Annotated in this window: 26 protein-coding genes; 24 read left to right on the top strand and 2 right to left on the bottom strand. The window is 49.8% G+C overall.

Annotated features, from left to right (window positions below; all coding sequences use genetic code 11):
* Positions 1-219: 219 nt before the first annotated feature.
* From trhA to OIN60_RS12315, 16 genes are all read left to right on the top strand, one after another.
* Positions 220-870, top strand: a complete 651-nt coding sequence (gene trhA, locus OIN60_RS12390; protein ID WP_305755168.1) for a PAQR family membrane homeostasis protein TrhA — start codon at positions 220-222, stop codon at positions 868-870.
* A gap of 120 nt (positions 871-990) precedes the next feature.
* On the top strand, positions 991-1,368 hold the full coding sequence (locus OIN60_RS12385; RefSeq protein WP_305755167.1) for a putative DNA-binding protein: 378 nt from the start codon (positions 991-993) through the stop codon (positions 1,366-1,368).
* Positions 1,369-1,415: 47 nt separating this feature from the next.
* Positions 1,416-2,792: a signal recognition particle protein gene (gene ffh, locus OIN60_RS12380; RefSeq protein ID WP_305755166.1), complete on the top strand. Its 1,377-nt coding sequence runs from the start codon at positions 1,416-1,418 to the stop codon at positions 2,790-2,792.
* 58 nt (positions 2,793-2,850) lie between these two features.
* Positions 2,851-3,123 carry a 30S ribosomal protein S16 gene (gene rpsP, locus OIN60_RS12375; protein ID WP_305755165.1) on the top strand — a complete coding sequence of 91 codons (273 nt, stop codon included), beginning with the start codon at positions 2,851-2,853 and terminating at the stop codon, positions 3,121-3,123.
* 23 nt (positions 3,124-3,146) lie between these two features.
* The gene (locus OIN60_RS12370; protein WP_305755164.1) at positions 3,147-3,377 is read left to right on the top strand and encodes a KH domain-containing protein; all 231 of its coding nucleotides are present in this window, start codon (positions 3,147-3,149) and stop codon (positions 3,375-3,377) included.
* A gap of 107 nt (positions 3,378-3,484) precedes the next feature.
* Complete coding sequence (gene rimM, locus OIN60_RS12365) at positions 3,485-4,000, top strand: ribosome maturation factor RimM (protein WP_305755163.1); 516 nt, start codon at positions 3,485-3,487, stop codon at positions 3,998-4,000.
* 1 nt (position 4,001) lies between these two features.
* Positions 4,002-4,829, top strand: coding sequence for a tRNA (guanosine(37)-N1)-methyltransferase TrmD (gene trmD, locus OIN60_RS12360; protein ID WP_305755162.1), 828 nt, complete (start codon positions 4,002-4,004; stop codon positions 4,827-4,829).
* Between the two features lie 463 nt (positions 4,830-5,292).
* Entirely contained in the window at positions 5,293-5,637 is a 345-nt protein-coding gene (gene rplS, locus OIN60_RS12355; protein WP_305755161.1) for a 50S ribosomal protein L19, read from the top strand.
* 162 nt (positions 5,638-5,799) lie between these two features.
* Complete coding sequence (lepB, locus tag OIN60_RS12350) at positions 5,800-6,429, top strand: signal peptidase I (protein WP_305755160.1); 630 nt, start codon at positions 5,800-5,802, stop codon at positions 6,427-6,429.
* A gap of 39 nt (positions 6,430-6,468) precedes the next feature.
* Complete coding sequence (gene ylqF / locus OIN60_RS12345; RefSeq protein ID WP_305755159.1) at positions 6,469-7,329, top strand: ribosome biogenesis GTPase YlqF; 861 nt, start codon at positions 6,469-6,471, stop codon at positions 7,327-7,329.
* 245 nt (positions 7,330-7,574) lie between these two features.
* Positions 7,575-8,201, top strand: coding sequence for a ribonuclease HII (rnhB, locus tag OIN60_RS12340; RefSeq protein ID WP_305755158.1), 627 nt, complete (start codon positions 7,575-7,577; stop codon positions 8,199-8,201).
* A 75-nt stretch (positions 8,202-8,276) separates the two neighbouring features.
* Positions 8,277-10,187 carry a TP0910 N-terminal domain-containing protein gene (locus OIN60_RS12335; RefSeq protein WP_305755157.1) on the top strand — a complete coding sequence of 637 codons (1,911 nt, stop codon included), beginning with the start codon at positions 8,277-8,279 and terminating at the stop codon, positions 10,185-10,187.
* The gene (locus OIN60_RS12330; RefSeq protein WP_305755156.1) at positions 10,184-10,492 is read left to right on the top strand and encodes an EscU/YscU/HrcU family type III secretion system export apparatus switch protein; all 309 of its coding nucleotides are present in this window, start codon (positions 10,184-10,186) and stop codon (positions 10,490-10,492) included. Before OIN60_RS12335 ends, OIN60_RS12330 begins: the two co-directional genes overlap by 4 nt.
* Before the next feature lie 10 nt (positions 10,493-10,502).
* Complete coding sequence (locus tag OIN60_RS12325; protein ID WP_305755155.1) at positions 10,503-10,874, top strand: YraN family protein; 372 nt, start codon at positions 10,503-10,505, stop codon at positions 10,872-10,874.
* A gap of 174 nt (positions 10,875-11,048) precedes the next feature.
* Complete coding sequence (locus tag OIN60_RS12320) at positions 11,049-11,600, top strand: nitroreductase family protein (RefSeq protein ID WP_305755154.1); 552 nt, start codon at positions 11,049-11,051, stop codon at positions 11,598-11,600.
* A 99-nt stretch (positions 11,601-11,699) separates the two neighbouring features.
* Positions 11,700-13,313, top strand: a complete 1,614-nt coding sequence (locus OIN60_RS12315) for a YifB family Mg chelatase-like AAA ATPase (RefSeq protein ID WP_305755153.1) — start codon at positions 11,700-11,702, stop codon at positions 13,311-13,313.
* A gap of 173 nt (positions 13,314-13,486) precedes the next feature.
* On the opposite strand, the gene OIN60_RS12310 is transcribed toward OIN60_RS12315, so the two are convergent.
* Positions 13,487-13,915, bottom strand: coding sequence for an organic hydroperoxide resistance protein (locus OIN60_RS12310; RefSeq protein WP_305755541.1), 429 nt, complete (start codon positions 13,913-13,915; stop codon positions 13,487-13,489).
* Positions 13,916-14,058: 143 nt separating this feature from the next.
* On the opposite strand from OIN60_RS12310, the gene OIN60_RS12305 reads away from it, so the two are divergent.
* Complete coding sequence (locus OIN60_RS12305; RefSeq protein WP_305755152.1) at positions 14,059-14,526, top strand: MarR family winged helix-turn-helix transcriptional regulator; 468 nt, start codon at positions 14,059-14,061, stop codon at positions 14,524-14,526.
* Positions 14,527-14,634: 108 nt separating this feature from the next.
* Here OIN60_RS12305 and psiE read toward each other — a convergent pair whose 3' ends face one another.
* Positions 14,635-15,039, bottom strand: a complete 405-nt coding sequence (gene psiE / locus OIN60_RS12300; protein ID WP_305755151.1) for a phosphate-starvation-inducible protein PsiE — start codon at positions 15,037-15,039, stop codon at positions 14,635-14,637.
* Positions 15,040-15,293: 254 nt separating this feature from the next.
* Here psiE and sucC point away from each other — a divergent pair, with 254 nt between their 5' ends.
* The 7 genes from sucC to hslU all read left to right on the top strand — a co-directional run bounded on the left by sucC (position 15,294) and on the right by hslU (position 24,459).
* A complete protein-coding gene (gene sucC / locus OIN60_RS12295; RefSeq protein ID WP_305755150.1) occupies positions 15,294-16,454 on the top strand; it encodes an ADP-forming succinate--CoA ligase subunit beta in 1,161 nt (386 codons plus the stop codon).
* Positions 16,455-16,514: 60 nt separating this feature from the next.
* Positions 16,515-17,444, top strand: coding sequence for a succinate--CoA ligase subunit alpha (sucD, locus tag OIN60_RS12290; RefSeq protein WP_305755149.1), 930 nt, complete (start codon positions 16,515-16,517; stop codon positions 17,442-17,444).
* Between the two features lie 194 nt (positions 17,445-17,638).
* Positions 17,639-18,757: a DNA-processing protein DprA gene (gene dprA, locus OIN60_RS12285; protein WP_305755148.1), complete on the top strand. Its 1,119-nt coding sequence runs from the start codon at positions 17,639-17,641 to the stop codon at positions 18,755-18,757.
* Positions 18,758-18,819: 62 nt separating this feature from the next.
* Positions 18,820-20,925 (top strand): type I DNA topoisomerase, encoded by a 2,106-nt coding sequence (gene topA, locus OIN60_RS12280; protein WP_305755147.1) that lies wholly within the window; start codon positions 18,820-18,822, stop codon positions 20,923-20,925.
* A gap of 45 nt (positions 20,926-20,970) precedes the next feature.
* On the top strand, positions 20,971-22,311 hold the full coding sequence (gene trmFO / locus OIN60_RS12275; protein ID WP_305755146.1) for an FADH(2)-oxidizing methylenetetrahydrofolate--tRNA-(uracil(54)-C(5))-methyltransferase TrmFO: 1,341 nt from the start codon (positions 20,971-20,973) through the stop codon (positions 22,309-22,311).
* A 161-nt stretch (positions 22,312-22,472) separates the two neighbouring features.
* Complete coding sequence (gene hslV, locus OIN60_RS12270) at positions 22,473-23,015, top strand: ATP-dependent protease subunit HslV (protein WP_305755145.1); 543 nt, start codon at positions 22,473-22,475, stop codon at positions 23,013-23,015.
* Positions 23,016-23,058: 43 nt separating this feature from the next.
* Positions 23,059-24,459, top strand: coding sequence for an ATP-dependent protease ATPase subunit HslU (hslU, locus tag OIN60_RS12265; protein WP_305755144.1), 1,401 nt, complete (start codon positions 23,059-23,061; stop codon positions 24,457-24,459).
* The last annotated feature ends 410 nt before the right edge of the window (positions 24,460-24,869 follow it).

Raw genomic sequence — 24,869 nt, 5'->3', positions numbered from 1 at the left:
GCGGCTAATCAGGCTGCAAAAAAGGGACGGGCTTTTTGTAGCTCTGTTCCTTTTTCTTGTATAAAATGGTATCTCCAGTTACCGAATCGATGGCAACGTACCGGATGTGTGTTTAAGCGGCGGGCATAGTATAATGAGCATAGGCGAAACTACAAAATCCGCAGCTAAGAAGTTGAGCGGCTGGACTTTGAATCTTATCGAAAGCACGGGAGGAATGTTATGGCTAACACCCACACATACAGCCGCAGGGAAGAGGTGGCGAATGCGATTACCCACGGCATCGGCGTTCTGCTGAGTATTGCCGCACTGGTCCTGCTGATCGTCACATCCGCCACACACGGAACGGCATGGCATGTTGTCAGTTTTACGGTGTACGGGATCACCATGCTTCTTCTGTACACGAATTCTACGCTTCTGCACATGCTCAAAGAGGGCAAAGCAAAGGATCTATTTGAAATTCTGGATCATTCATGCATTTACCTCTTTATTGCAGGTACCTATACTCCGTTTTTGTTGACTGCTGTGCGCGGTACGCTCGGATGGAGCTTGTTCGGCGTCATTTGGGGAATCGCTTTGTTTGGCGTCGTATTTAAGGCTTTTTTCACCAAAAAGTTTCTTTTTATGTCGACACTTTTCTATCTTGCCATGGGCTGGCTGATCGTCATTGTCTGGAACCCGCTGGTTGCTGTTATCCCGCATACCGGAATTGTGCTGCTTGCCGCTGGCGGAGTGCTTTACACCCTGGGCACCGTATTTTATGTGTGGAAGGCTTTTCCCTATCATCATGCGGTCTGGCATGTTTTTGTCCTCGGAGGCAGTGTGCTTCATTTCTTTGCGGTTCTGCTGTATTTGACACCATTGAAAATTTGAAAAAGCAGCTTGAAAATGTGACAAGGTTTAATGCTTGACATACGTATTTCTTTTAGGTATGATAAGGAGCGTTGAAAAGAACTGTAAAGTGTTTTTCCTTGACGTTGGGGGTTGTAATGAATGAGTCAGGAGAATCGGCTCGAGAAGACCAACCGCATCAACCTGCTGTTTGACTTCTATGAACCATTGCTTACGGAAAAACAGCAGACATTTCTCAAATATTATTTCCATGACGATTTTTCGCTCGGAGAAATTGCCTCGGAATTTGAAATTAGCCGCCAGGCGGTATATGAGCACATTAAACGTGCTGAGCAGGTGCTCGAAATGTATGAAGACAAGCTCGGTTTGCTCGGTAAGCACGAACAACGGACACGTGAGCTGGAGCAGTTGTCCGAGAAGGTTGCATCCTTAATGAAGCAGGAGGAAGCACCGAGTCCGGATGAGCTTCAACAAATTAACGATATTGTTAACCGGCTGCAACAAATGCAGAGGTCCTAACTGATACAGATAGAGTCACAACAGAAGAAAGAGGGAGGTGTGACTATATGGCGTTTGAAGGATTGTCCTCAAGGCTGCAGAGTGTATTCAGCAAGCTTAGGGGTAAAGGAAAGGTATCCGAGGAGGATGTGTCCCAGGCGATGCGCGAGGTGCGTCTTGCGCTGCTGGAAGCGGACGTTAACTTTAAGGTTGTTAAAGACTTTATCGCCAAGGTGAAGGAGAAGTCCGTCGGCAAGGAAGTGATGGACAGCTTCACTCCTGGTATGGTCATTATCGACATCGTCAACAAGGAATTGACGGAGCTGATGGGCGGAAGTCAGGCTAAGCTGGCCAAGGCCAATAAACCGCCTACCGTCATTATGATGGTGGGTCTGCAGGGCGCTGGTAAGACGACAACTACGGGCAAGCTGGCCAAGCTGCTGCAAAAGCAGAACCACCGGCCGCTCCTGGTGGCAGGCGACATTTACCGTCCCGCCGCGATCAAGCAGTTGCAGGTGCTGGGCGAGCAGATTAATGCGCCAGTATTTTCGCTGGGAGATCAGACTAGTCCGGTTGAAATCGCACGGCAGGGTCTGCAGCATGCGAAGGATAATGGCAACGACTATGTGATCGTCGACACGGCTGGCCGTCTGCATGTAGACGAAGAGTTGATGGAAGAGCTTCGTCAGATTCATCAGGTTGTTAACCCGGATGAAGTCCTGCTTGTCGTGGATGCCATGACAGGTCAGGATGCGGTGAACGTGGCCGAGCATTTCAATAATCAGCTTCAGTTGACAGGCGTTGTTCTTACCAAACTGGACGGGGATACACGCGGCGGCGCTGCATTGTCAGTTAAAGCCGTTACCGGCTGTCCGATCAAATTTGCTTCGCTTGGCGAGAAGCTGGATGCTCTTGAGCCGTTCCATCCGGAACGGATGGCTTCGCGGATTTTGGGTATGGGTGATATGCTTTCCTTAATTGAGAAGGCCCAGTCCAACATCGATGCCGAGAAAGCGAAAGAGATGGAGCGCAAGATGCGCAATGCCGAGTTCACGTTTGAGGATTTCCTCGAACAGATGGAACAGGTAAAGAAGCTGGGACCCATTGATCAGATTCTCGACATGATTCCCGGTATGGGTAACATGAAGCAGATGAAGGACATTAAAGTGGATGACAAGCAAATGAGCCGGATTGAGGCCATCGTCCACTCGATGACGACAGAAGAGAAGCAGCACCCCGAGCTGATTAATCACAGTCGCCGTAAACGAATCTCGACGGGTAGCGGAACCTCGATTGCAGAGGTGAACCGTCTTATCAAGCAGTTTGACGAGATGCGGCGCATGATGAAGCAGTTTTCGGATATGATGGGGCCGAAGGGCGGCAAGAACAAAGCTATGAAACAGCTTAAAGGCATGGGAAAAGGTATGCGTTTTCCTTTTAGATAATGCTCCAACCAGTCCCATGTTTAAATAAAGAGTCTATTTCTTGAAGGAGGTGAATTTCGTGGCAGTTCGTATTCGTCTGAAACGTATGGGTGCACATAAAGCGCCTTTCTATCGCGTGGTGGTTTCTGATTCCCGTTCCCCTCGTGACGGCCGTTTTATCGAAGAAATCGGTTATTACAACCCTGTTGAAGTTCCGGCAGTTGTGAAAATCGACGAAGATAAAGCGCTGAAATGGCTTCAAAACGGTGCGCAAGCATCCGATACCGTCCGCAACTTGCTCAGCAAAGCTGGCGTTATGAAGAAGTTTCATGAGTCTAAATTGCAGAAATAAGGCGCTGATTCGGAGGGTCAACCATGGAAGAATTAGTAATTCTTATTGCTAAGGCTTTAGTCGATCATCCGGAAGATGTGATCGTGAAGACTGTGGAGAAGGATCGGCTTGTTGTATATGAGCTTAGCGTGCATCCAGATGATGTGGGCAAGGTTATTGGCAAGCAGGGCCGGATCGCCAAAGCACTTCGCACTGTGGTTACATCGGCAGCCGTTAAGATGGATAAGCGGGTAACCGTAGATATCATATCTTAAAGATATACGAAAGGGGGTTAGGATGAATGTCCTAGCCCTTTTTCGTACATGCTGAACATAAATTATATCTGGCCCTTATGGAACGTACTAAGTGTAGGAGGAGCAATATGCATAAACTGTATAATGTCGGCAAGATCGTTAACACGCACGGCATTCGCGGGGAACTGAAAATACTCACATCCACTGATTTTCCGGAAGATCGGTTCGCAAAAGACGGCGAACTGCTGATCATACCGGAGAAAGGCGGGGCACCGATTCCGGTGACGGTGGAGCAGGCACGGTTTCAGAAGAACCTAGTTATCGTTAAATTCAAGGAATACGGCAATATTAACGATGTAGAGAAATATAAGGGCAGTATGCTGAAAGTAACCGAAGAGCGGCTGGGTGAGCTGGAGGACGACGAATACTATTACCATGAAATTATCGGCTGTATCGCCTTTACGGAAGACGGGGAAGAGCTTGGTGAGATCAAGGAAATATTGAGCCCGGGTGCCAATGATGTCTGGGTAGTCAAGCTCAAGACGGGCAAAGAGCTGTTGCTCCCGTACATCGAAGAAGTTGTGTTGTCTGTGGATGTGCAGAATAAAAAAGTAACGGTTCGGCTCATGGAAGGACTCCTTTGATATGAAAGTGGAAGTATTAACCCTTTTTCCGGAAATGTTCGAAGGTGTCTTCGGTGCCAGTATCCTCGGCAAAGCTCAGGAAAAGGGCATCGTTTCACTCAGTGCAGTCAACTTCCGGCCGTACGCCGACAACAAGCATAATACGGTTGACGATACTCCCTACGGTGGGGGAGGAGGTATGGTGCTCAAGCCTGATCCGATTTTTGCCGCGGTGGAGGACTTGCTGGAAGGACAAGCAGATAAGGTTTCTAAAGAAGGGGAAGTGACTAAATCTGAGGCCCAATGGACGGCGGATGAGCAACCGGCCGGAACGGCCAGGCCACCGCGCATTATTCTGATGTGTCCCCAGGGGGAGACTTTCACCCAGAGAAAAGCGGAGGAGCTGGCGCGCGAGGAGCATCTGATTTTCATATGCGGCCATTATGAAGGCTATGATGAGCGCATCCGTGAGCATCTGGTGACCGATGAGCTGTCCATCGGGGATTATGTCCTGACAGGTGGAGAGCTGCCTGCCATGACTGTTATTGACAGCGTCGTACGACTTCTGCCAGGTGTGCTCGGCAATGAAACGAGTGCGGTGGCTGACTCGTTCAGCACAGGGCTGCTGGAGCATCCGCATTATACGAGACCGCTTGATTTTCGCGGCTGGAAGGTGCCTGATATCCTGCTTTCAGGCCACCATGCGAATATTGAGGAGTGGCGGCGGCGTGAATCATTGCGGCGGACGCTGGAAAGACGTCCCGATCTGCTGGATCATGCTGATTTGACCGCCAAGGAAAGACAATGGATTCAATCTTTGCGTGATTCACAGGCCTCCAAGAGCACATAGATGCAACGTTGATAAAAGACGGCTTCCTCCGATTCCATCGGGACTGAAGCGGTCTTTTTTTTCTTGTGTCAGATCTGCTGGCTTAGTATAGGCTTCCTGGAATGACAAGAAAAACTTCCGCTAAACGCGGTCTGTCTTCTGTGAATTTACATCGATAGATGTTTTTCTTAAGATTGCAGAAAGTATAAACTTCTTAGTATAGGCTTCCTGGAATCGCAAGAAAAATTCCCGCTAAACGCGGTCTATCTTCTGTGAATTTACATCGATAGACATTTTTCTTATAATAAAATATAAATTTAATAATTTAATGGTCAAGTCCCTTAATTTTTGTTGCGCAAACGAACTAATCCATGGTATAATTCTTCCGTTGTGTGTAATATGGTGGTCCTCTGTTAATGATGAAGGAAACAGACGAGTTTCTGGAAGAGGCATGAACACCTGTAGCGGAAGGAGGGAGTCCTAGATGAATATCGTCCAAGCGATTACTCAAGAGCAACTGCGTAGCGATTTGCCAAGCTTTCGTCCTGGTGACACTTTGAAAGTGCACGTTAAGGTTATCGAGGGTTCGCGCGAGCGTATCCAGTTGTTTGAAGGTGTTGTAATCAAGCGCCGTGGCGGCGGAATCAGTGAGACTTTTACGGTTCGTAAAATTTCTTACGGTGTAGGTGTGGAAAGAACTTTCCCACTGCATTCCCCGAAAATCGATAAAATCGAAGTGGCTCGCCGTGGTAAAGTGCGTCGTGCGAAGCTTTATTATCTTCGTGAACTGCGCGGTAAAGCAGCGAGAATTAAAGAAATTCGTCGTTAATACACGAGTAACAAAAGGGGCTTGTTCAGCAAGCCCCTTTTGTTATTTCAATGAGGCAATTTCATGAGGCAGATACTCTTCATGAGAACCGCTTTGTTTCTACATTTACATGAAATTACATAGGGACTGTAGAAACTTGACCATAAGAGAGGACAGTGAACGATGGAGCGCGAATTGGAGCAGGGTTCTGCACAGCAGCCGGCTGATGGTGGCGGAGCAACAAAGAAAGAAAAAAATGAGATTTGGGAATGGGTTAAGGCAATCGTCATCGCTTTGGTGCTGGTGTTCCTGATCCGCTGGCTTCTCTTCAAGCCGTTTATCGTTGAAGGACCGTCGATGCAGCCGAATTTCCATACAGGTGAACGGGTGATTGTGAATGAAATTTTGTATAATATCCGTGAGCCGCAGCGCGGCGAAGTTATCGTGTTTCATGTACCTGAAGAAAACCGCGACTTTATTAAACGCGTGATTGCTGTTCCCGGCGATACGGTGACGGTTGAAGGGGATGTTGTTAAGGTGAACGGCGAGCAGATTCCGGAAACCTACATTCAAGAAGCCGTACAGGAAGCGCATGCCAAGGGCGAAGATTACAATATGCTGATGGATTTCCCGAATGGCGTGAATCAGGAAACGAAGGTTCCTGAGGGACAAATATTTGTCATGGGGGACAACCGTTCGAACAGTACGGACAGCCGCAAGCTGGGTTTTATCAATTTAGACGATGTTATAGGCCGTGCTGATGTGATCTTCTGGCCAATCCGTGAGATGGAATGGATTAATCACGACGAATAGCGCATTCTAAATACATGTTTTATACAATGAGGTGATACGGTGACGATACAGTGGTTCCCCGGGCATATGACCAGGGCACGCCGCCAGATTCAGGAGAAGCTGAAGCTGATTGATCTGGTGATAGAGCTTATAGATGCGAGACTTCCGCTGTCCAGCCGCAATCCCATGATCGACGAGATTTTGCAGGGCAAGCCGCGGATGATCATTATGAACAAGGCAGATCTTGCCGACTCTGCAGTGACGCAGCAGTGGATCGCTTATTTTAAAGAGCAGGGACAAACGGCGCTGCCGGTCGATGCCCAGACAGGCACGGGCATTAAGGACATTCCGGTTCAGGCTAAGGTGCTGCTTAAGGAGAAAATCGATCGTCAGATTGCGAAAGGGATAAAGCCGCGGCCAATCCGTGCATTAATTGTCGGTATTCCGAACGTGGGTAAATCGACGCTGATTAACCGCATGGCCGGCCGCAGTGTGGCAGCGACGGGCGATCGGCCCGGCGTAACGAAGGCGCAGCAGTGGATTCGGATTGGAGAGATCGAGCTGTTGGACACGCCGGGGATTTTATGGCCGAAATTTGAGGACCAGAATGTCGGGTACCGGCTTGCCGTAACAGGCGCAATCAAAGAGGAAATACTTAATGTTGAAGATATTGCCTTTTTTGCGGTAAAATATTTAGTAAGCTATTACTGGGATACTATGGCGGAGCGATTTGAGCTGACCGCAAGACCCGAGGACAGTGAGAATCCGGATGAGATTGTCGGCGTCATGGAAGCGATTGGCCGTAAACGGGGCTGTATCGTCAGCGGCGGACGGGTGGATCTGGAGAAGGCGTCGGGCGTGCTGTTGCGTGAGCTGCGGGCAGGCAAGCTAGGCCGGTTTTCGCTGGAAGCTCCTTATTGAAGTCACAAGAAGCTTTGAAAAAGCAGAGCTAAGCCCTTTTTTTGAACGGAAAGGAAGAACCTTCCGTGTCTCTGGTGGAGATACGGAAGGTTTTTTTGTGGAAAAATATAGCTTTGCCGAAAATAGGACATCCCCTTTTTGGCCCTAGGCCGGTATGATAAGCTAGAGTATGTTAGTCATTCATTGCATACGGGAAGCGTTCGAATGAGGAAGCAGAGTAAAATAAAGGCGGGTGTTGAATACAAATGACGGAAATGCTTCGTTATGAAGAGGAATGTTGGAAGCAGAATTATAAATATGTCGCGGGGATCGATGAAGTAGGGAGGGGCTGTCTGTTCGGGGATGTGGTGGCTGCCGCGGTTATTTTGCCAACAGGACTGATATTGGAAGGAGTCACGGATTCCAAAAAACTGACCGACAAAAAGAGAGAAACCTGCTATGAGCTGATCATGGAAAATGCGCTGGCGATCGGGATCGGCACCGTGACTGCAAAGCTGATTGATGAGATCAACATCAAGCAGGCCGCGCGTTTGGCTATGAAAAAGGCGGTGGAAGCTATGGGCTTGCAGCCGGACTATCTGCTGGTTGACGCCGAGAAAGTGGATATCCCTCTGCCGCAATTAGCGATTATTAAAGGGGATGCGGTGAGTCAGTCCATTGCTGCTGCGTCCATTATCGCGAAAGTGACGAGAGACCGGCTGTGTCGTGGGGAATGGGAAGCCAAATACCCTGAATATGGTATTGCTATACATAAAGGATACGCCACCAAGCTGCACCGTGAACAGATCATGGCCCTCGGTCCTACGGATATGCATCGGCGCAGCTTTTTGGGAAATCTGCTGGTCGAGCAGCCTACATTGTTTGATCTTTGAATCCGGATACGCTCATCTGGAGGCAGGTGCGCGCCGATATACAATAGATAGAAGAATGACAGGAGGATGGGCGGCATGAATATCGGGTCAGTGATCCGGGGACTGCTTGGGGATGCGAAAGCAGGAGAGAGCAAAAAGCTGGAGCTGCAGACCGGACAGGTCGTCCGTGGAACGGTGGTGAAGGTCTCCGAAGACGGTGGAGAAGCGGTTCTGCAAATCCAAGGCACGCAGGTACGGGCTAAGGTAGAGACACCACTTCAGGAAGGGCAGATGGCGCTGCTGCAAGTGCAGCCCCCAAACGATGATGGGACTGTCGTGCTAAAGCCGCTGTCTCAAGGAGCAAATCAACCGATCTCAACTGTTGCCATAGCTGAGGTGCTGCAATCGGTAAAGCTGCCGGATACGTCGCAGAACCGCGAGTTGATCCAGTTGATGCAGCGCAGCGGCATTCCCCTCACGGCGGAAAATGCGGAGCTGCTGCGGGAGGCGGTGGATTACCTGCTGCCAAGCGGAGCCAAACCGGAGACGATTGTTCAGGCGGCGGCTGTGGCTTTCCAGCGGGGGCTTCCAATCACCGCGGAAGCGGTAGCAGGCCTGCACCAGGCCATCTTCGGGCCTCCATTGGACCAGTTGCTGTCTTCCCTGGAGAAGCTTGTTGAACAGACTTTGAAGCAGGGAATCCGTGGTGGTTCAGATCTTGCGGGTGCCGCTACCGGCAGTCCGGCTTCAGAGGTAAATGCAAAGACTGCTGTATTGCCGAATAGTGCGAATGCTTCAGGTATGAGCGGATCCGGTTCGGCCGCAGCGAAGACGGGCAACATCGGTGCGGTCCCGGCTCAGTGGATGGGAAATGGAGCCGCAGCACGGCAGGGTGAAGGAGCAGGGGCTGCTGAAGCTAGAGGAAGCGGCGGCATGGCAAATGTGAATCATGCGGAGCTGGAAGCACCAGGAGCGCAGGGGAGATCCGGCGCAGCCGCTTCCCCGCTGAATGGTGGAGCGCCGGCAACGGCCGGGAAGGACAGAGCGGATGGAGCGCGCCTCCCCACCGGCAGGGGGACCTTCAGCACGGCCGTGGTTGCGGGCGAGATGACGGAGGCAGTAGCAGCCGACCGTAACAAGCCAGCAGGAGTGCCGCTACCGGCAGGCGGCGCAGCAGCGGCTGCTACGCCGCAGGAAGACGCGCTGCCTAAGCTGCGCACGCTGCTGCAGGAGCTGCGCAGCATCGCGGCGCAGCAAGCGGACCCGGTCCCGGACAACGGACCGGGTGAAGGCCAAGCACCCGCAGTCACCCACAGGGAAGATCCGTGGGTGGGGCGGGTGCTGAAGCTGCTCGGTGCGGAGCACGAGCAGCAGGCGCTGCGCGCGGCGGCCGGGCTGGCCCCGGCGCGTGTGGAGCTGCCGACAGGCGCAGCGTCGGCAGCTCAGACGGCGGCGCAGGTGGACGACGCCACCGTCAAGGGGCTGCTGCTGCAGTTGATGGACAGCAGCAGCGTGCCGCCGGCCCTGAAGGAGGCCGCGCAGCAGGTTGTGCAGCATCTGACCGGACAGCAGTTGCTGCTGAACACGGACCGGACGGCTCCTTTTGCCCAGGTGCACATGTTTATCCCTTTTGTTGGACCGGACGGCCAGGAGACGGCATCCGTACAGATCCAGTCCAGAAGGGGCAAACGCGGAGAGTTGGATTCATCCAATTGCCGCCTATGGTTTGACCTTGATATGAAAGCTCTGGGAACGACGATGGTTGATGTCCAGGTTGTGAATCGTATCGTCAGTGTAAAAGTGCATAATAACAGCGAGTGGACGGAGTCTTTGCTGGACAGTACACGTGAAACTATAATTGAATCTTTGGCCGGTATCGGCTACCAGCTTCTGACACTGAAAGCGGAGCCGCTCCCGGTCCGTGTGCAGGCGGAAAGCGGCACAGCCGCCCATATCGTTGGGGACTACAGCCCGCAGGTGTATAAAGGAGTCGATATCAAAGTATGAAAGAGCAGACGGATGACGCCCCTTCCCTGTCCCAGAAAAAAGCGGTTGCACTTAAATACAGCCCGGGTGAAAATGACGCACCTGTTGTGGTTGCCAAAGGCCGCGGCAAGGTGGCGGAGGCCATTCTGGAAAGAGCCAAAGAGCACGGTGTTCCGGTACAAGAGGACCCGGCGCTGGTGGAGGTCCTGTCCAAGCTTGATCTGAATGAGCAGATTCCCACGGAGCTGTACCAGCTTGTCGCTGAGGTGCTTAGCTACGTATACCGCATGGATAAGCTGGCAGGAGGCGATTCATATCAGGAATGAAGGTGTCCATATGTCCGAGATGTCTGATAATCGCAGACGCAAAGGCGCGCGGGGCGAGGAGACGGCTGCACAATATTTGATCGATAAAGGCTGTAGAATTATAGAACGCAACTGGCGGTGCCGCAGCGGGGAAGTAGATATTATCGCCGAGAAGGACGGAACGCTCATTTTTATAGAAGTAAGGAGCAGGACGGGAACTACCCACGGAACGGCAGCCGAGTCTGTAACTGCCCGCAAAATAACCCAGGTTCGGCATACGGCTGAAATCTACATGCATATGCGGGGGGTGGCTGATATACCGGTCCGTTTTGATATGGTGGCTGTCAGGCTGCTTCCGGACCAACAGGCAGTTGTTACGGAGCATATTGAAGCTGCTTTTTAGAAAAAATAATTTTCTTAGCGCGTGAAGAACACGGACTGCTTCTCGTATACATTTGGGAGAGCAGCCCGTTTTATTTTGTCAGGGTTTGACATAGAGATAAGGAGCGGATATATTGGATTGAGAAATGTTCTCATTTACTTGATGAGCTGTAGGCTTTTATAAGGAGGAATTGAAATGAATGAATCTGCGGTATTCGCAACAAATGTGATAGATGTAATTCAGGAACGCAGAACGGTTAAGAAGTTTAAAGCGGATCCGGTACCTGTGGAGACCCTTACCAGACTGCTTGATATCGCTGTATGGGCCCCGAATCACAAGCTGCGCGAGCCTTGGCGTTTCCTGCTATTCACAGGCGATGGACGTCAAAAGCTGGCCGACGCGGTAACGGCGGAGCTGGGGGAGGACAATAAATTTGCAGCAGCCATTATGAATGTTCCTGTTGAACTGATCATCGTCATGAAGGAAGATCCGCGCCAGGCTATTTGGGATGAGGATTTTGCGGCGGTCAGCGCGTTGGTCCAAAACTTTATGCTTGCTGCTTGGAGTGAAGGAATCGGAACCTTTTGGGTTACGAAGCCTTTCCTTTATTCGCCGGTATTTCGTGAGCAGCTCGGCATACTTCCAGGAGAGAAAATTGTAGGCATGGTGTATGCCGGATATCCAGAGGTAGTACCGAAAGCTCAACAGCGAACGCCTGCTGCTGACAAGCTGACAGTGTTCGACTGATAATATTTCCAATATTGAAAATGAGGAAGCACCCTTTTCAACCATTTAACCCGCCCTACAACAAGGCGGAATTTCAAGGTGGAAAGAGGTGCTTTTTTTATGTATGGAAAGCTGAATAGCGCTTGTCTGTATGGGATTGACGGTGTACTGATTGAAGTGGAGACGGATTTGTCCAACGGACTGCCTCAGACCTCGATAATCGGGCTGCCGGACTCGGCGATCCGCGAGGCGGTGGAACGGGTGCGTGCCGCCATTAAAAACTGCGGTTTTAAATATCCGTCCCAGCGCGTAACAATTAACCTGGCTCCGGCCGATTTGCGCAAGGAAGGATCTTCATTCGATTTGGCGATTGCGATTGGACTGTTGACAGCGAGCGCCCAGATTATACTCCCTAGTGAAGAAAAGACGATGTTTATCGGTGAGTTGGCTTTGGACGGCAGCTTGCGTTCGGTGAACGGTGTACTTTCGATGGTTGACCTGGCCAAGAGAGAGGGCTTCGATTCCGTTATGCTGCCTTGGGAAAATGGGCAGGAGGCGAGGCTAGTCAGAGGCATACGGGTGTACGGCGTCAGGCACTTAAAGGATATGATCCCGCCAGCTAGCATTAATCTAACACAGAAACCGGAAGGTGGGGAAACAGCCAGGCCTCCGGTCCGTGTCGAAAGCCTTGATCATCTGTTGCTCAATGAGCAGGTGCTGATGGTGTCGGAAGATGGGGATGATGCCCCACCGGGAAGGGCATTAGAGGATTATGCCGATGTCCTGGGCCAGCAGCATGCCAAACGAGCATTGGTTATTGCGGCGTCGGGCATGCACAATATTTTGCTCATTGGTCCTCCGGGCACCGGCAAAACAATGCTGATTCGCCGACTTCCCACCATCATGCCAAAGCTGGAGGAGGCAGAGGCGCTTGAGGTAACCAAAATATTGAGCGCAGCGGGCAAACTGAAAGAATCCGCTTCCGGTCTGATCAGAACCAGGCCGTTTCGTGCGCCTCATCATACGATTTCTTCAGGAGGGCTTATTGGGGGCGGTGCCATTCCGAAGCCGGGCGAGGTCAGCCTCGCGCATCGCGGGGTGCTTTTTCTCGACGAGCTCCCGGAGTTTAACCGACAGGTGCTGGAGGTGCTTAGACAGCCATTGGAAGATAAGCAGGTAACGATTAGCCGCGCAAGGGCGGTATTTACCTACCCAGCCCAATTTCTCCTTGCGGGGTCCATGAACCCGTGTTACTGCGGCTGGTACGGAAGCGAGACGGACGTACAGCGCTGTACCTGCAGCCCGAGACGGATTGTGCATTACCGCTCACGGATATCAGGACCCATGCTGGACCGGATTGATCTCCAGCTTGAGGTGCCGCGTCCCAGGGAGTGGCAGCAGGAACAAGCTTCGATTAGTTCCGAGGAGATGAGAAGGCAAGTCCTAACCGCTCAGGCAGTTCAGGCCGAAAGATACCGGGAGCTTCCAATTTCCTGGAACAGCGAGCTATCGGGCGCGCTGCTGCGCAGGTTTTGCAAAATGGAGCCGCGTGCGCACACGCTTCTTCAGCAAACGGTAGAAGCCCTGGGTCTCAGCATGCGTTCCTACGACCGTATTCTCAAGCTTTCCCGCACGATTGCCGACTTGGCTGGGGCAGATCAGATTGGTATGGAGCATACGGCTGAGGCTATACAATATCGAAAGCTGGATATGAAGAATATGAGCAGCAATTAGAGAAGCCTGTACCATTACATAACATACGAAAGCACCCTCCATCCGAGCAACGGATGAGAGGGTGCTTTCGTGATCCGGAAGGATCATGTATATAAATGAACTGAGGCCGAGCTGCCTGACATGGGAAGTGAGAGAAGGCAGTGCGGCATATTCAGGAATTGTTGGAGATACTCTTAAATAACGTTAAGCTCGACCACGATATTGCCGCGGGTCGCCCGGGAATAAGGGCATACTTGGTGAGCTTCTTCAACGAGTCGGGTAGCTGTTTCACGGTCAATGCCTTTCACCAGGACATCCATCTTAACAGCAATTCCGAAGCCGCCGTCTTCAACCTTGCCAAAAGAGACGGTAGCGGTAACTTCTGTGCCTTCATGTTTGATACGTTGTGTGCGCGCCACCAGATTAAGGGCGCTATCAAAGCATGCAGAGTAGCCCGCTGCGAACAGTTGCTCTGGATTGGAACCGTTGCCGCCGGAGCCGCCCATTTCTTTTGGAGTCCGGATATCGAGTCGAAGCTCGGGAGAAGAAGATTCAACGTAACCCTCGCGGCCGCCTACAGCCTTAACTGTTGTTTCGTACATTTTTTGTTGAATTGTCATCATCATTAATCAACTTCCTCTCAAATATATTTTACAAAATATAATTTAACACAATAAATATATTGTGTAAATATATTTCCCGAAATTTATATGCTTATTTTTTAATTTTGTGATAAAATAATGACGAAAGTAGGTGAATGACAGACATGGAAAGTAACACCGCAGATCAAGCATTGAAATTAGAAAACCAGCTTTGTTTTACAATATATGCCTGCTCTCGTGAGATAACGAAGCTGTATCAACCTTATCTTGAGCAGTTGGGCGTCACTTATTCCCAGTACCTTGTACTGATTGTTCTCTGGGAGCGCGGACAGTGTACGGTGAAGGAGCTGGGGGATGCGCTGTATCTGGATTCCGGCACCTTGACTCCCCTGTTAAAGAGGCTTCAGACAGCAGGCCTCATTCATCGTGAACGGTCTGCCCAGGATGAACGCAAAGTGCTGATTACTTTGACGGACTCCGGAAGCCAGTTGAGACATAAAGCGTTAAGCATCCCTGACTCTATTGGCGGCAAAATTTGCAAGGATACCGAGGAATTCCGCTCTTTGCTGGAGCAATTCAACAACCTGTTGAACCGGGTACACCAATACAATAAGGACAGTTGCGGAAAGTAATCCCCTGGTAAGATTTCTTGTTTGCCTAGTCCCGGTTAACCCGGGACTTTTTTTGTGTTCCCATATCTTCGAAATTGCAGTCTGGTATACTTTTTCTTCATTAAAAAATCAATTGCTGCTTTTTTTGCGGAGGTCCGCAATAAATAAAGTGACGACCATAACTAGGATGGCCCCTGAGTAAAGGATCGTATCCATCGGATCTTTATGGTCTACAATAATGAGCCGCACGATGGCGGTAATGCCGATATAAATAAAATAACGAAGCGGAAAATGAAAGTGGGCTTCGAAATATTTAATGATCAGCGCTATAAATTCGAAATAAAGGAAAAAGTTAAGGATGCTTTCCAACAGATCAATGGCCGGGGTCCCGTCTAAGTTGAAAATAATCTGGTAAATGGTGAAGGTCTCTTTGACTAGAAAGACGGAGAGGATAAGAGCCAGTAGGGTTAACAGGATGTTTAACACCCACTGCAGGAATAGCGGCACATAGCTGAATTTCTTATCCATTTTCATAACGAGTCCTCCCATCTGCATAAGTGTTTACATTTACTAAGTATTGAATACTTGCAGTAAGAAAATGTAATGAATTGAAATACATATTTATCCAAATATTCGCTTTTAGGAATGATACCGATATAAAAAAGCTTGGATTTCATCTTCCGTTTTTTAAGGAAAGCGTTTTAAAAACATGTTACAATAATGTGGGTTTATATCAAATTTCCTTGTAAACCGCCTTGCTGCAGTCATGTTGATAGGAGGATTCGAGAATGAATATCCATGAATATCAAGGTAAAGAGGTTTTAAAACAGTACGGAGTAGTCGTTCCAAACGGCAAAGTAGCCTATACGGTGGAAGAAGCGGTAGAGGCCGCTCAATCCCTTGGAAGCGCTGTTACAGTGGTGAAAGCTCAAATCCATGCCGGGGGACGCGGTAAAGCCGGCGGCGTGAAGGTGGCAAAAAACCTTGATGAGGTACGGACCTATGCTTCCGAAATTCTCGGTAAAGTATTGGTTACACATCAGACAGGCCCGGAAGGAAAAGAAGTTAAACGTCTGTTAATTGAAGAGGGTTGTGACATCCGTAAGGAATATTATGTAGGCGTTGTGGTTGATCGGGCTACCGGACGTGTCGTCATGATGGCATCCGAGGAAGGCGGTACGGAAATCGAAGAGGTGGCGGCAGCCACTCCGGAGAAAATATTCAAGGAAGTTATCGATCCAGCTATCGGCTTGCAAATGTACCAAGCCCGGAAGCTGGCTTACAGCATTAACATTCCGAATGAACTCGTAAACAAGGCTGCCCAATTTATGGTGGCACTTTATTCGGCATTTGTTGACAAAGATTGCTCGATTGCCGAGATCAATCCGCTGGTGGTTACAGGTGACGGAGCCGTTATAGCTCTTGACGCCAAGCTGAACTTTGACTCCAACGCCCTGTTCCGCCATAAGGATATTCAGGCGCTGCGCGATCTGGATGAAGAAGATGAGAAGGAAATTGAAGCTTCCAAATTCGATCTGAGCTACATAGCTCTTGACGGCAACATCGGATGTATGGTGAATGGTGCAGGTCTCGCTATGGCCACGATGGATATCATCAAGTATTACGGTGGTGATCCGGCCAACTTCCTCGATGTAGGGGGCGGTGCCACAACGGAGAAGGTAACCGAAGCATTTAAAATTATTCTGTCCGACCCTAAAGTAGAAGGTATCTTCGTCAACATTTTCGGCGGCATTATGCAGTGTGATATCATCGCGAACGGTGTCGTGGAAGCGGCCAAGCAGGTCGGTCTGAACCAACCGCTCGTGGTTCGTCTGGAAGGTACCAATGTGGAACTTGGCAAGCAAATTTTGTCCGAATCTGGCCTAAATATCGTCTCTGCGGATTCGATGGCAGATGGAGCACAGAAGATTGTTTCACTCGTGCAGTAGATACTTTAGACATTTTTTGCATTCCGCATGAAAGAATATTAGATAGGGGATGTGAGCAGCGTGAGTATTTTGGTCGACAAAAATACAAAGGTCATTACGCAGGGGATTACAGGGAAAACAGCATTGTTTCATGCCAAGGGAGCCCTTGATTACGGGACGCAGATGGTCGGCGGCACTTCGCCGGGCAAAGGCGGCACGGAAGTGGAAATCACGCTGGAGAACGGTAGTGCGGTAAAGCTGCCTGTCTTCAACACAGTTGAAGAAGCCAAAGCGAAGACCGGCGCAACGGCCAGTGTTATTTATGTGCCACCAGCTTTTGCAGCGGATTCTATCCTGGAAGCGGTAGATGCGGGGATGGATCTTGTCATTTGCATCACCGAGGGAATTCCAGTAATGGATATGATTAAGGTGAAGCGGTTTATGGAAGGCAAGAAAACCGTTCTGATTGGTCCAAACTGTCCTGGGGTTATTACTCCGGGCGAGTGCAAAATCGGTATCATGCCGGGGTATATTCACATGCCTGGCCATGTGGGCGTTGTATCTCGCAGCGGAACCCTCACTTATGAGGCGGTGCACCAACTGACTACCCGTGGTATTGGTCAATCTTCCGCGGTGGGCATCGGCGGTGACCCTGTCAAAGGCTCCGAATTTATTGACATTTTACGTCGATTCAACGAGGATCCGCAGACACATGCCGTCATTATGATCGGTGAAATTGGTGGTACTGCGGAAGAAGAAGCCGCAGAGTGGATTCAGGAGAATATGACCAAGCCGGTTGTCGGCTTTATCGGCGGCGTAACCGCGCCTCCAGGTAAACGGATGGGCCACGCAGGCGCGATCATTTCCGGTGGCAAAGGAACGGCAAAGGAAAAAATCGAGAAGTTGGAATCTTGCGGTATTAAAGTCGCTCCAACTCCATCGGAAATGGGATCTACGCTGGTTAGCGTACTTGAAGAACGGGGTATTCTTAATCTTTGCACCACTCATTAATGGGGCTTGAACTATTCTGTTTTTACTGGTATATAATGTAGTAAAGGTAAGCAACCTTTTTGTTTCCTAAGGTGGAAATGAAAAGGTTGCTTTTTTTGCGTTTTCATCTTTTGGGTGAGGAAACGCTTGCAAAAAAATGATCTCTGTCACAAAATAGGGAGGGCACAGCCTTCCCTTTTAGGGAGGAAACGGAAATGGAAGAACGCCAGATTTTAATGGGATTAACGATGCTGCAAGGAGTGGGCCGCAGAACGGTCAGCCGGCTCTTCTCCAGCGGAATCAAATGGCATGATATTTTTGAATTTGGGGAGAAAGAATGGATGGGGATCGGCTTGACAGTGGAGCATGCCCGCCAGGCCTCTATCTTATTTACTAGGGAGTGGGCGATAGAACAGTGGCTGCAGGTTCAGCAGGCGGGCATCGGGGTTATTACTTATTTGGATGATGACTATCCTATATTAATGAAGGAAACTCCTGATCCTGCGTGGGTATTGTACTTCCTTGGAGATAGATCACTGCTTGACTCCGTGTCTGTAGCCATGGTGGGCACACGAGTGCCTACAGCCTACGGCCGGAAGATGGCGGAAACGCTGGCAGCGGAGCTAAGCGCCAACGGGTATACGATTGTCAGCGGGATGGCCCGGGGAATCGATAGCATATGCCACGAAGCCGTGCTCCGCTGTGGCGGCAGCACGCTGGCTGTGCTAGGCACAGCGATTGACGTAGCATATCCTCTGGAAAACACATCCTTATATAAGGAAATCGTCCGCAGGGGCCTCGTTATCTCCGAATATCCGCCTGGTACGAAATCCCATCCAGGTTTGTTTCCACAGCGCAATCGCATTATTGCAGGCTTGACCCGTGGAACACTCGTCGTGGAAGCTGATATCCGCAGCGGCTCGTTGATTACAGCCGACGCCGCCCTGGAGTCAGGTAGGGATGTATTTGCGGTGCCGGGTCCTGTTACATCCCCAAAAAGTCGGGGCACCTTGAATTTAATCAAGCAAGGAGCTAAGCTGGTTACTGAAGCTTCCGACATCATGGAGGAATATGGTAGGTGGTTTTCTCCTGCCGATGCAGAGCCCGGCTCATTTGCCGCAGCTAGTGCGGGGAACCATGGAGGCTCTTTGAAGCAAAACTACTCTTCTGATGAAGAGCGGATTGTTTCGCTGCTGGAGCAGGGAACGCTTACGGTTGATGAGCTGTTAACGTCGACCGGTTGGGATTTTGGACTTTTACACTCAGTTCTGTTATCGTTAATCATAAAAAAAAGGGTCGCTCAGCTTGCGGGACTAAAATATCAGTTAATTTAATCAGCAACTGCTGAATTGAGCTTACATGTAATAGTAAGTAGTAATCGAGAGGGGGATGGCTTGTGGCAGATTCACTCGTCATCGTGGAATCGCCTTCCAAGGCGAAGACGATCGGCAAATACTTAGGCAGCAAATTTATCGTTAAAGCCTCAATGGGGCATGTCCGGGATTTGCCTAAAAGCCAGATCGGGGTTGAAGTGGAGAATGACTTCAATCCAAAATATATAACCATTCGTGGTAAAGGTTCAATACTGAAAGAATTAAAGGATGCCAGCAAAAAAGTAAAAAAAGTGTATCTGGCGGCTGACCCTGACCGAGAAGGTGAGGCTATTGCCTGGCATCTGGCCCATGCTCTGGAGCTGGATGATACGGCTGATTGCCGTGTTGTATTTAATGAGATCACCAAGCAGGCGGTCAAGGATGCTTTTAAAACACCGCGTAAAATCAACATGGACCTGGTAAATGCTCAGCAGGCGAGGCGGATTTTGGACCGCCTTGTAGGTTACAAAATTAGTCCGCTGCTGTGGAAAAAGGTAAAGAAGGGCCTGTCGGCCGGACGTGTGCAGTCTGTTGCCGTCAAAATCATTCTGGACCGGGAGAATGAAATCAGCGAGTTTGTACCGGAGGAATATTGGACGATCACAGCCCGTCTGTCCGTGAAAGACAGCAGTTTTGAGGCTAGATTTCATAAGCTGAACGGGGAGAAGAAAGAGCTTGCGAGCGAGGCGGATGTGAAAGAGGTACTGGCAGCTATTGAAAATGCCTCGTTCTCGGTCATTAGCGTGAAAGAGAAAGAACGCCTCCGCAATCCGTCTCCGCCATTTACGACCAGCTCGCTACAGCAGGAAGCGGCGCGCAAATTAAATTTTCGCGCATCCAAAACGATGTCTGTCGCTCAGCAGTTGTATGAAGGCGTAGATCTCGGGAAGGAAGGCACGGTCGGGCTGATTACTTACATGCGTACGGACTCCACACGCATCGCTGCTTCGGCGCAAGAGGAAGCCAAGGAATATATAGCCGGGAAATTCGGAGAATCTTACGTACCGGAAAGCCCGCGCCAGTATTCGAAAAAAGCAGCCAACGCACAGGACGCTCACGAAGCAATCCGTCCGACCTCCGCACTGCGTGACCCGGAAACGATGAAGCCTTTTTTAAGCAGGGATCAACTGCGGCTTTACAAGCTGGTCTGGGAAAGATTCATGGCAAGTCAAATGTCATCAGCCATTATGGATACTCTTTCGGTAGATATTGAGGCAGCTTCGGCCATTTTCCGAGCAGCGGGTTCCAAAGTACGGTTTCCCGGATTTATGAAGGTATATGTTGAGGGCAATGATGATGGAAAGACCGAAGAAGAGAAGCTGCTGCCGCCGCTTGCGGAAGGGGATAAGCTGAAGACGGAAGAGATTGAGCCGAAGCAGCATTTTACGCAGCCACCGCCACGTTATACGGAAGCAAGGCTCGTAAAGACGCTTGAAGAGCTCGGAATAGGACGTCCGAGTACGTATGCTCCAACGCTTGAAACGATCCAAAAAAGGGGCTACGTAGCCATTGAAGAGAAAAAGTTCATGCCTACCGAGCTTGGGGAGCTTGTCATTGAGCAGATGGAGCAATTTTTTCCCGAAATTCTGAATGTGGAATTCACGGCCAACATGGAGGGAGATCTGGACCATGTGGAGGAAGGGGAAGGGGATTGGGTCAAGGTTCTTCATGATTTCTATCAATCCTTTGAGAAGCGGCTTGAGGTCGCCGAGGAGGAAATGAAGGAAATTGAAATTGAAGACGAAGTATCTGATGAGATGTGCGATAAATGCGGTAAGCCCATGGTCTACAAGCTCGGCCGATTCGGCAAGTTTCTTGCCTGTTCCGGCTTCCCGGAATGCCGCAATACAAAACCGATTGTGAAAGATATCGGTGTAACATGTCCGACCTGTAAAGAAGGCAATGTTGTTGAACGGCGCAGTAAAAAAGGGCGTATTTTCTACGGATGCACCCGTTATCCGGAATGCGACTTTGTGTCCTGGGATAAGCCCTCTGCCAAACCTTGTCCGAACTGCGGCAGTCTGATGGTGGAGAAACGGAATAAGCAAGGGGCTAAGCTGCAATGCACCTCCTGTGATCATGTGGAAATGATCGAGGAGACAGATGATGCCATGGAAGAAACGATGTAATTAACAACCGGCAACCGGAAGAAGACAAAGCAGGGGGATATTGAAGTGGTGGATGTACAAAAGGTAACCGTCATCGGTGCAGGTTTGGCCGGAAGCGAAGCTGCCTGGCAAATCGCAAGTCGAGGCGTGCCTGTCCGTTTATATGAAATGCGTCCGGTGGTCAAAACACCAGCGCATCATACAGATAAATTTGCCGAGCTGGTTTGCAGCAATTCGCTGCGGGCTAACGGTTTGACCAATGCGGTGGGCGTGCTGAAGGAAGAGATGAGAATGCTGGACTCGCTCATTCTGGGTGCGGCTGACCGCAATGCCGTGCCTGCGGGCGGAGCGCTAGCGGTAGACCGGGACGGATTTTCCGAAGAAGTTACACGCACGCTTCATCAGCATCCGTTGATTGAGGTTGTGAATGAGGAGCTTCAGGAAATTCCGCAGGATGGGATTGTTGTTGTGGCGACAGGGCCCTTGACCTCTCCAGCACTTTCTGAGCAAATCAAAGCGCTGATGGGCGAAGAGTATTTTTATTTTTACGATGCTGCCGCCCCGATTGTGGAGAAGGATTCCATTGATATGAGCAAAGTGTATCTTGCTTCCCGCTATGACAAGGGAGAAGCGGCCTACCTCAATTGCCCGATGAATGAGGAAGAGTTTGACGCTTTTTATGAAGCGCTTATTTCGGCGGAAGTGGCTCAGGTGAAAGAGTTTGAGAAAGAAATTTATTTTGAGGGCTGCATGCCAATTGAAGTGATGATGCAGCGCGGGAAGCAGACGGCTCTGTTCGGTCCGATGAAGCCGGTAGGGCTTGTTAATCCGCATACAGGCACACTGCCCTACGCGGTGGTACAGCTTCGTCAGGATAATGCGGCAGGTACACTATATAACTTGGTAGGCTTCCAAACCCATCTTAAGTGGGGAGAGCAGAAGCGGGTGTTCTCCATGATTCCTGGTCTTGAAAATGCCGAATTTGTGCGTTACGGAGTGATGCACCGTAATACCTTTATCAACTCGCCCAAGCAACTGGAAGCTACCTATCAGTTTAAGGGACGCCGTGGACTTTTCTTTGCAGGCCAGATGACAGGGGTGGAAGGTTACGTGGAGTCGGCAGCTTCCGGCCTGCTTGCAGGAATGAATGCCGCCCGTGCGGCACAGGGGCAGGAGCTGCTCGTTTTCCCGGAGGACACAACGCTTGGCAGCATGGCCCGTTATATTACGACTGCAGACTTTAAGCACTTTCAGCCGATGAACGCCAATTTCGGTCTCTTTCCGAAGCTGGAAACTAGGATCCGCAACAAAAAAGAGAAGAACGAAGCCTTGGCACAACGTGCGCTAAACAGCATCCAAAGCTATATCCAGGAAGCACACGTCATGCCAGTGGGTCAGGAAGCATAAGACATAATTTCAAAGAAGCCAGACCGCATTTACTGGTAATTTTTCTTGCGATTATAGAATGGTTCAGCCCCGCTGAAAATATATAAATTCTATAATCTAAAAATATTTGAGGGCTGTTGCATAGATTGTGCAGCGGCCCTAGCCATAAAGGAGGGCGCCGCATGGATATGTCATTTCATGCCACTACGATTTGTGCAGTTCGTCATAACGGTAAAGGCGCGATTGCCGGAGACGGTCAGGTGACATTCGGCAATAACGTAGTGATGAAGCAGACGGCCAAAAAGGTAAGACGGTTATATCGCGGCCAGGTAGTCGCCGGTTTTGCCGGTTCAGTCGCCGATGCTATTACTCTGTTTGAGAAATTCGAGGGCAAGCTGGAAGAACACCATGGGAATTTGCAGAGGGCGGCTGTAGAATTGGCCAAGGACTGGAGGCAGGATCGTATTCTGCGCAAGCTTGAAGCCCTTATGATTGTTATGGATAACAGCGGGATGCTGCTCATATCGGGCGGGGGCGAAATTATAGAGCCTGATGACGACGTGCTTGCTATTGGGTCCGGGGGCAATTTTGCGCTCGCTGCAGCCCGTGCTCTGAAACGTCATGGATCAGGCCTGGAGGCCGCGGAGATGGCAAGAGAAGCGCTGCAGGTAGCTTCGGAGATTTGTGTGTATACGAACAGCAACATTATTGTAGAAGAATTGTAGTATAAATATCGGCTTTGAGTACTCAGGAGCTGGAGGAATGGATATGAACAATCAAGCGTTAACACCGAGACAAATTGTTGCTGAACTGGATAAATATATCGTGGGTCAAAAGCAAGCCAAAAAGTCGGTAGCGGTTGCGCTCCGCAACCGTTACCGCCGCAGCAGGCTGGCTGAGGATGTCCGGGACGAAATCGTGCCCAAGAATATTTTGATGATTGGGCCGACAGGTGTGGGCAAGACGGAGATTGCCCGTAGGCTGGCTCGTTTGGTCGGGGCTCCTTTTGTCAAAGTAGAAGCTACGAAATTTACAGAAGTCGGTTATGTGGGCCGTGACGTGGAATCGATGGTAAGGGACCTAATCGAGACTTCTATACGGATGGTCAGAGCAGAGCGTACAGACAAGGTTAAGGATAAAGCGGAAGAACAGGCCAATGAGCGCATTGTGCAAATTCTTGTACCTGGAAGTCGCAACAGCAAGAGCCAGCGCAATCCGTTTGAAATGCTGTTTGGAGGAAATGCGGGACAGACGCAGGAGGAGGAGCCGGAGCAGCAGGACGGATCGGTCATGGAGAAACGGCGTAAGGTTAAGTTTGACTTGCTGTCAGGGAATCTGGAAAATGAAGTGATCGAAATCGAAGTTGAAGATACAGCTCCTAATATGTTCGATATGTTTGCCGGACAAGGCAATGAACAGATGGGCATGAACATGCAGGAGATGTTCGGCAACTTGCTGCCTAAAAGAATGAAGAAGCGCAAACTTACGGTTAAAGAGGCGCGTAAGGTGCTGATTCAGGAAGAAGCGGCCAAGCTGATCGATATGGACGATGTCATTCAGGAGTCCGTTACCCGAGCTGAACAGTCAGGCATTATATTTATTGACGAAATTGACAAAATTGCAACCCAGGGCAAGGGAAGCGGTCCGGATGTCTCCCGTGAAGGTGTACAGCGTGATATTCTCCCGATTGTAGAAGGGTCAACCATCATGACGAAGTATGGCCCGGTACAAACGGACTATATTTTGTTTATCGCTGCCGGTGCCTTTCATCTGGCCAAACCATCGGATCTGATTCCTGAGCTGCAGGGCCGTTTCCCAATTCGGGTAGAGCTGAGCAGTCTGACACTGGAGGAGTTTGTCTCCATTTTGACCGAACCGCAAAATGCACTGACGAAACAGTATGTGGATCTGCTGCGGACGGAGGAGATTGAAATCGAATTTTCTGAAGCCGCGATCCGGGAAATCGCGAAGATTGCGGAATCTGTAAATAAAAATACCGAGAACATCGGTGCCCGCAGATTGCATACCATACTTGAAAAACTGCTTGAGGATCTTTCCTTTGAGGCTCCGGAGTTGACACTGGACCGAATGCTGATAACTCCCGAATATGTGAAGGAAAAACTGGGGGATATTGCGAATGACCGGGACTTAAGTCAGTATATTCTTTAAAGCGCATCGCTTTCATTTTTTTGATTGGGACTGAAATAACCGTATTCAGCAGGATAACGAAATTGCGTTGATCAGCAAAAAAGAGAAGAATGACCCGATTCTTTGGTAGGATAAAAAAGCTTGTTAAGACGTGTATCGATGAAAAAATTCGATAATATTCACTGAAAAGAAACAAAATTTAACAATAAACCCATGAAAAGCCCACTTTTTTCGAAAAGATAGGGCTTTTTTCTTATTGTAATTAGTCCCAAGTTCTACGAAACTTAGAATATACAAAAACATGGTAAATGTATCTACTTAAGTCCTAGTTAAGTTTGTGTAAAAACGAAAAATTAGTATCGAAAAAAGTAGAATAAACACTAATTGTTGAAAATTCTTTTTTTAGACAAGAGAAGACATTTTTTGATATG

This window comes from Paenibacillus zeirhizosphaerae (genome assembly GCF_030705605.1).
Classification (GTDB): domain Bacteria; phylum Bacillota; class Bacilli; order Paenibacillales; family Paenibacillaceae; genus Paenibacillus; species Paenibacillus zeirhizosphaerae.
Note: the sequence above shows the minus strand (reverse complement) of the source record. Positions and strands in the feature narration are given on the sequence as shown.

Excerpts from the sequence above, each read along its gene's own strand:
- trhA (WP_305755168.1), top strand. The coding sequence starts at position 220 with ATGGCTAACACCCACACATACAGCCGCAGGGAAGAGGTGGCGAATGCG.
- OIN60_RS12385 (WP_305755167.1), top strand. The coding sequence starts at position 991 with ATGAGTCAGGAGAATCGGCTCGAGAAGACCAACCGCATCAACCTGCTG.
- ffh (WP_305755166.1), top strand. The coding sequence starts at position 1,416 with ATGGCGTTTGAAGGATTGTCCTCAAGGCTGCAGAGTGTATTCAGCAAG.
- OIN60_RS12370 (WP_305755164.1), top strand. The coding sequence starts at position 3,147 with ATGGAAGAATTAGTAATTCTTATTGCTAAGGCTTTAGTCGATCATCCG.
- rimM (WP_305755163.1), top strand. The coding sequence starts at position 3,485 with ATGCATAAACTGTATAATGTCGGCAAGATCGTTAACACGCACGGCATT.
- trmD (WP_305755162.1), top strand. The coding sequence starts at position 4,002 with ATGAAAGTGGAAGTATTAACCCTTTTTCCGGAAATGTTCGAAGGTGTC.
- rplS (WP_305755161.1), top strand. The coding sequence starts at position 5,293 with ATGAATATCGTCCAAGCGATTACTCAAGAGCAACTGCGTAGCGATTTG.
- lepB (WP_305755160.1), top strand. The coding sequence starts at position 5,800 with ATGGAGCGCGAATTGGAGCAGGGTTCTGCACAGCAGCCGGCTGATGGT.
- rnhB (WP_305755158.1), top strand. The coding sequence starts at position 7,575 with ATGACGGAAATGCTTCGTTATGAAGAGGAATGTTGGAAGCAGAATTAT.
- OIN60_RS12335 (WP_305755157.1), top strand. The coding sequence starts at position 8,277 with ATGAATATCGGGTCAGTGATCCGGGGACTGCTTGGGGATGCGAAAGCA.
- OIN60_RS12330 (WP_305755156.1), top strand. The coding sequence starts at position 10,184 with ATGAAAGAGCAGACGGATGACGCCCCTTCCCTGTCCCAGAAAAAAGCG.
- OIN60_RS12325 (WP_305755155.1), top strand. The coding sequence starts at position 10,503 with ATGTCCGAGATGTCTGATAATCGCAGACGCAAAGGCGCGCGGGGCGAG.
- OIN60_RS12320 (WP_305755154.1), top strand. The coding sequence starts at position 11,049 with ATGAATGAATCTGCGGTATTCGCAACAAATGTGATAGATGTAATTCAG.
- OIN60_RS12315 (WP_305755153.1), top strand. The coding sequence starts at position 11,700 with ATGTATGGAAAGCTGAATAGCGCTTGTCTGTATGGGATTGACGGTGTA.
- OIN60_RS12310 (WP_305755541.1), bottom strand. The coding sequence starts at position 13,915 with ATGATGACAATTCAACAAAAAATGTACGAAACAACAGTTAAGGCTGTA.
- OIN60_RS12305 (WP_305755152.1), top strand. The coding sequence starts at position 14,059 with ATGGAAAGTAACACCGCAGATCAAGCATTGAAATTAGAAAACCAGCTT.
- psiE (WP_305755151.1), bottom strand. The coding sequence starts at position 15,039 with ATGAAAATGGATAAGAAATTCAGCTATGTGCCGCTATTCCTGCAGTGG.
- sucC (WP_305755150.1), top strand. The coding sequence starts at position 15,294 with ATGAATATCCATGAATATCAAGGTAAAGAGGTTTTAAAACAGTACGGA.
- dprA (WP_305755148.1), top strand. The coding sequence starts at position 17,639 with ATGGAAGAACGCCAGATTTTAATGGGATTAACGATGCTGCAAGGAGTG.
- hslV (WP_305755145.1), top strand. The coding sequence starts at position 22,473 with ATGGATATGTCATTTCATGCCACTACGATTTGTGCAGTTCGTCATAAC.
- hslU (WP_305755144.1), top strand. The coding sequence starts at position 23,059 with ATGAACAATCAAGCGTTAACACCGAGACAAATTGTTGCTGAACTGGAT.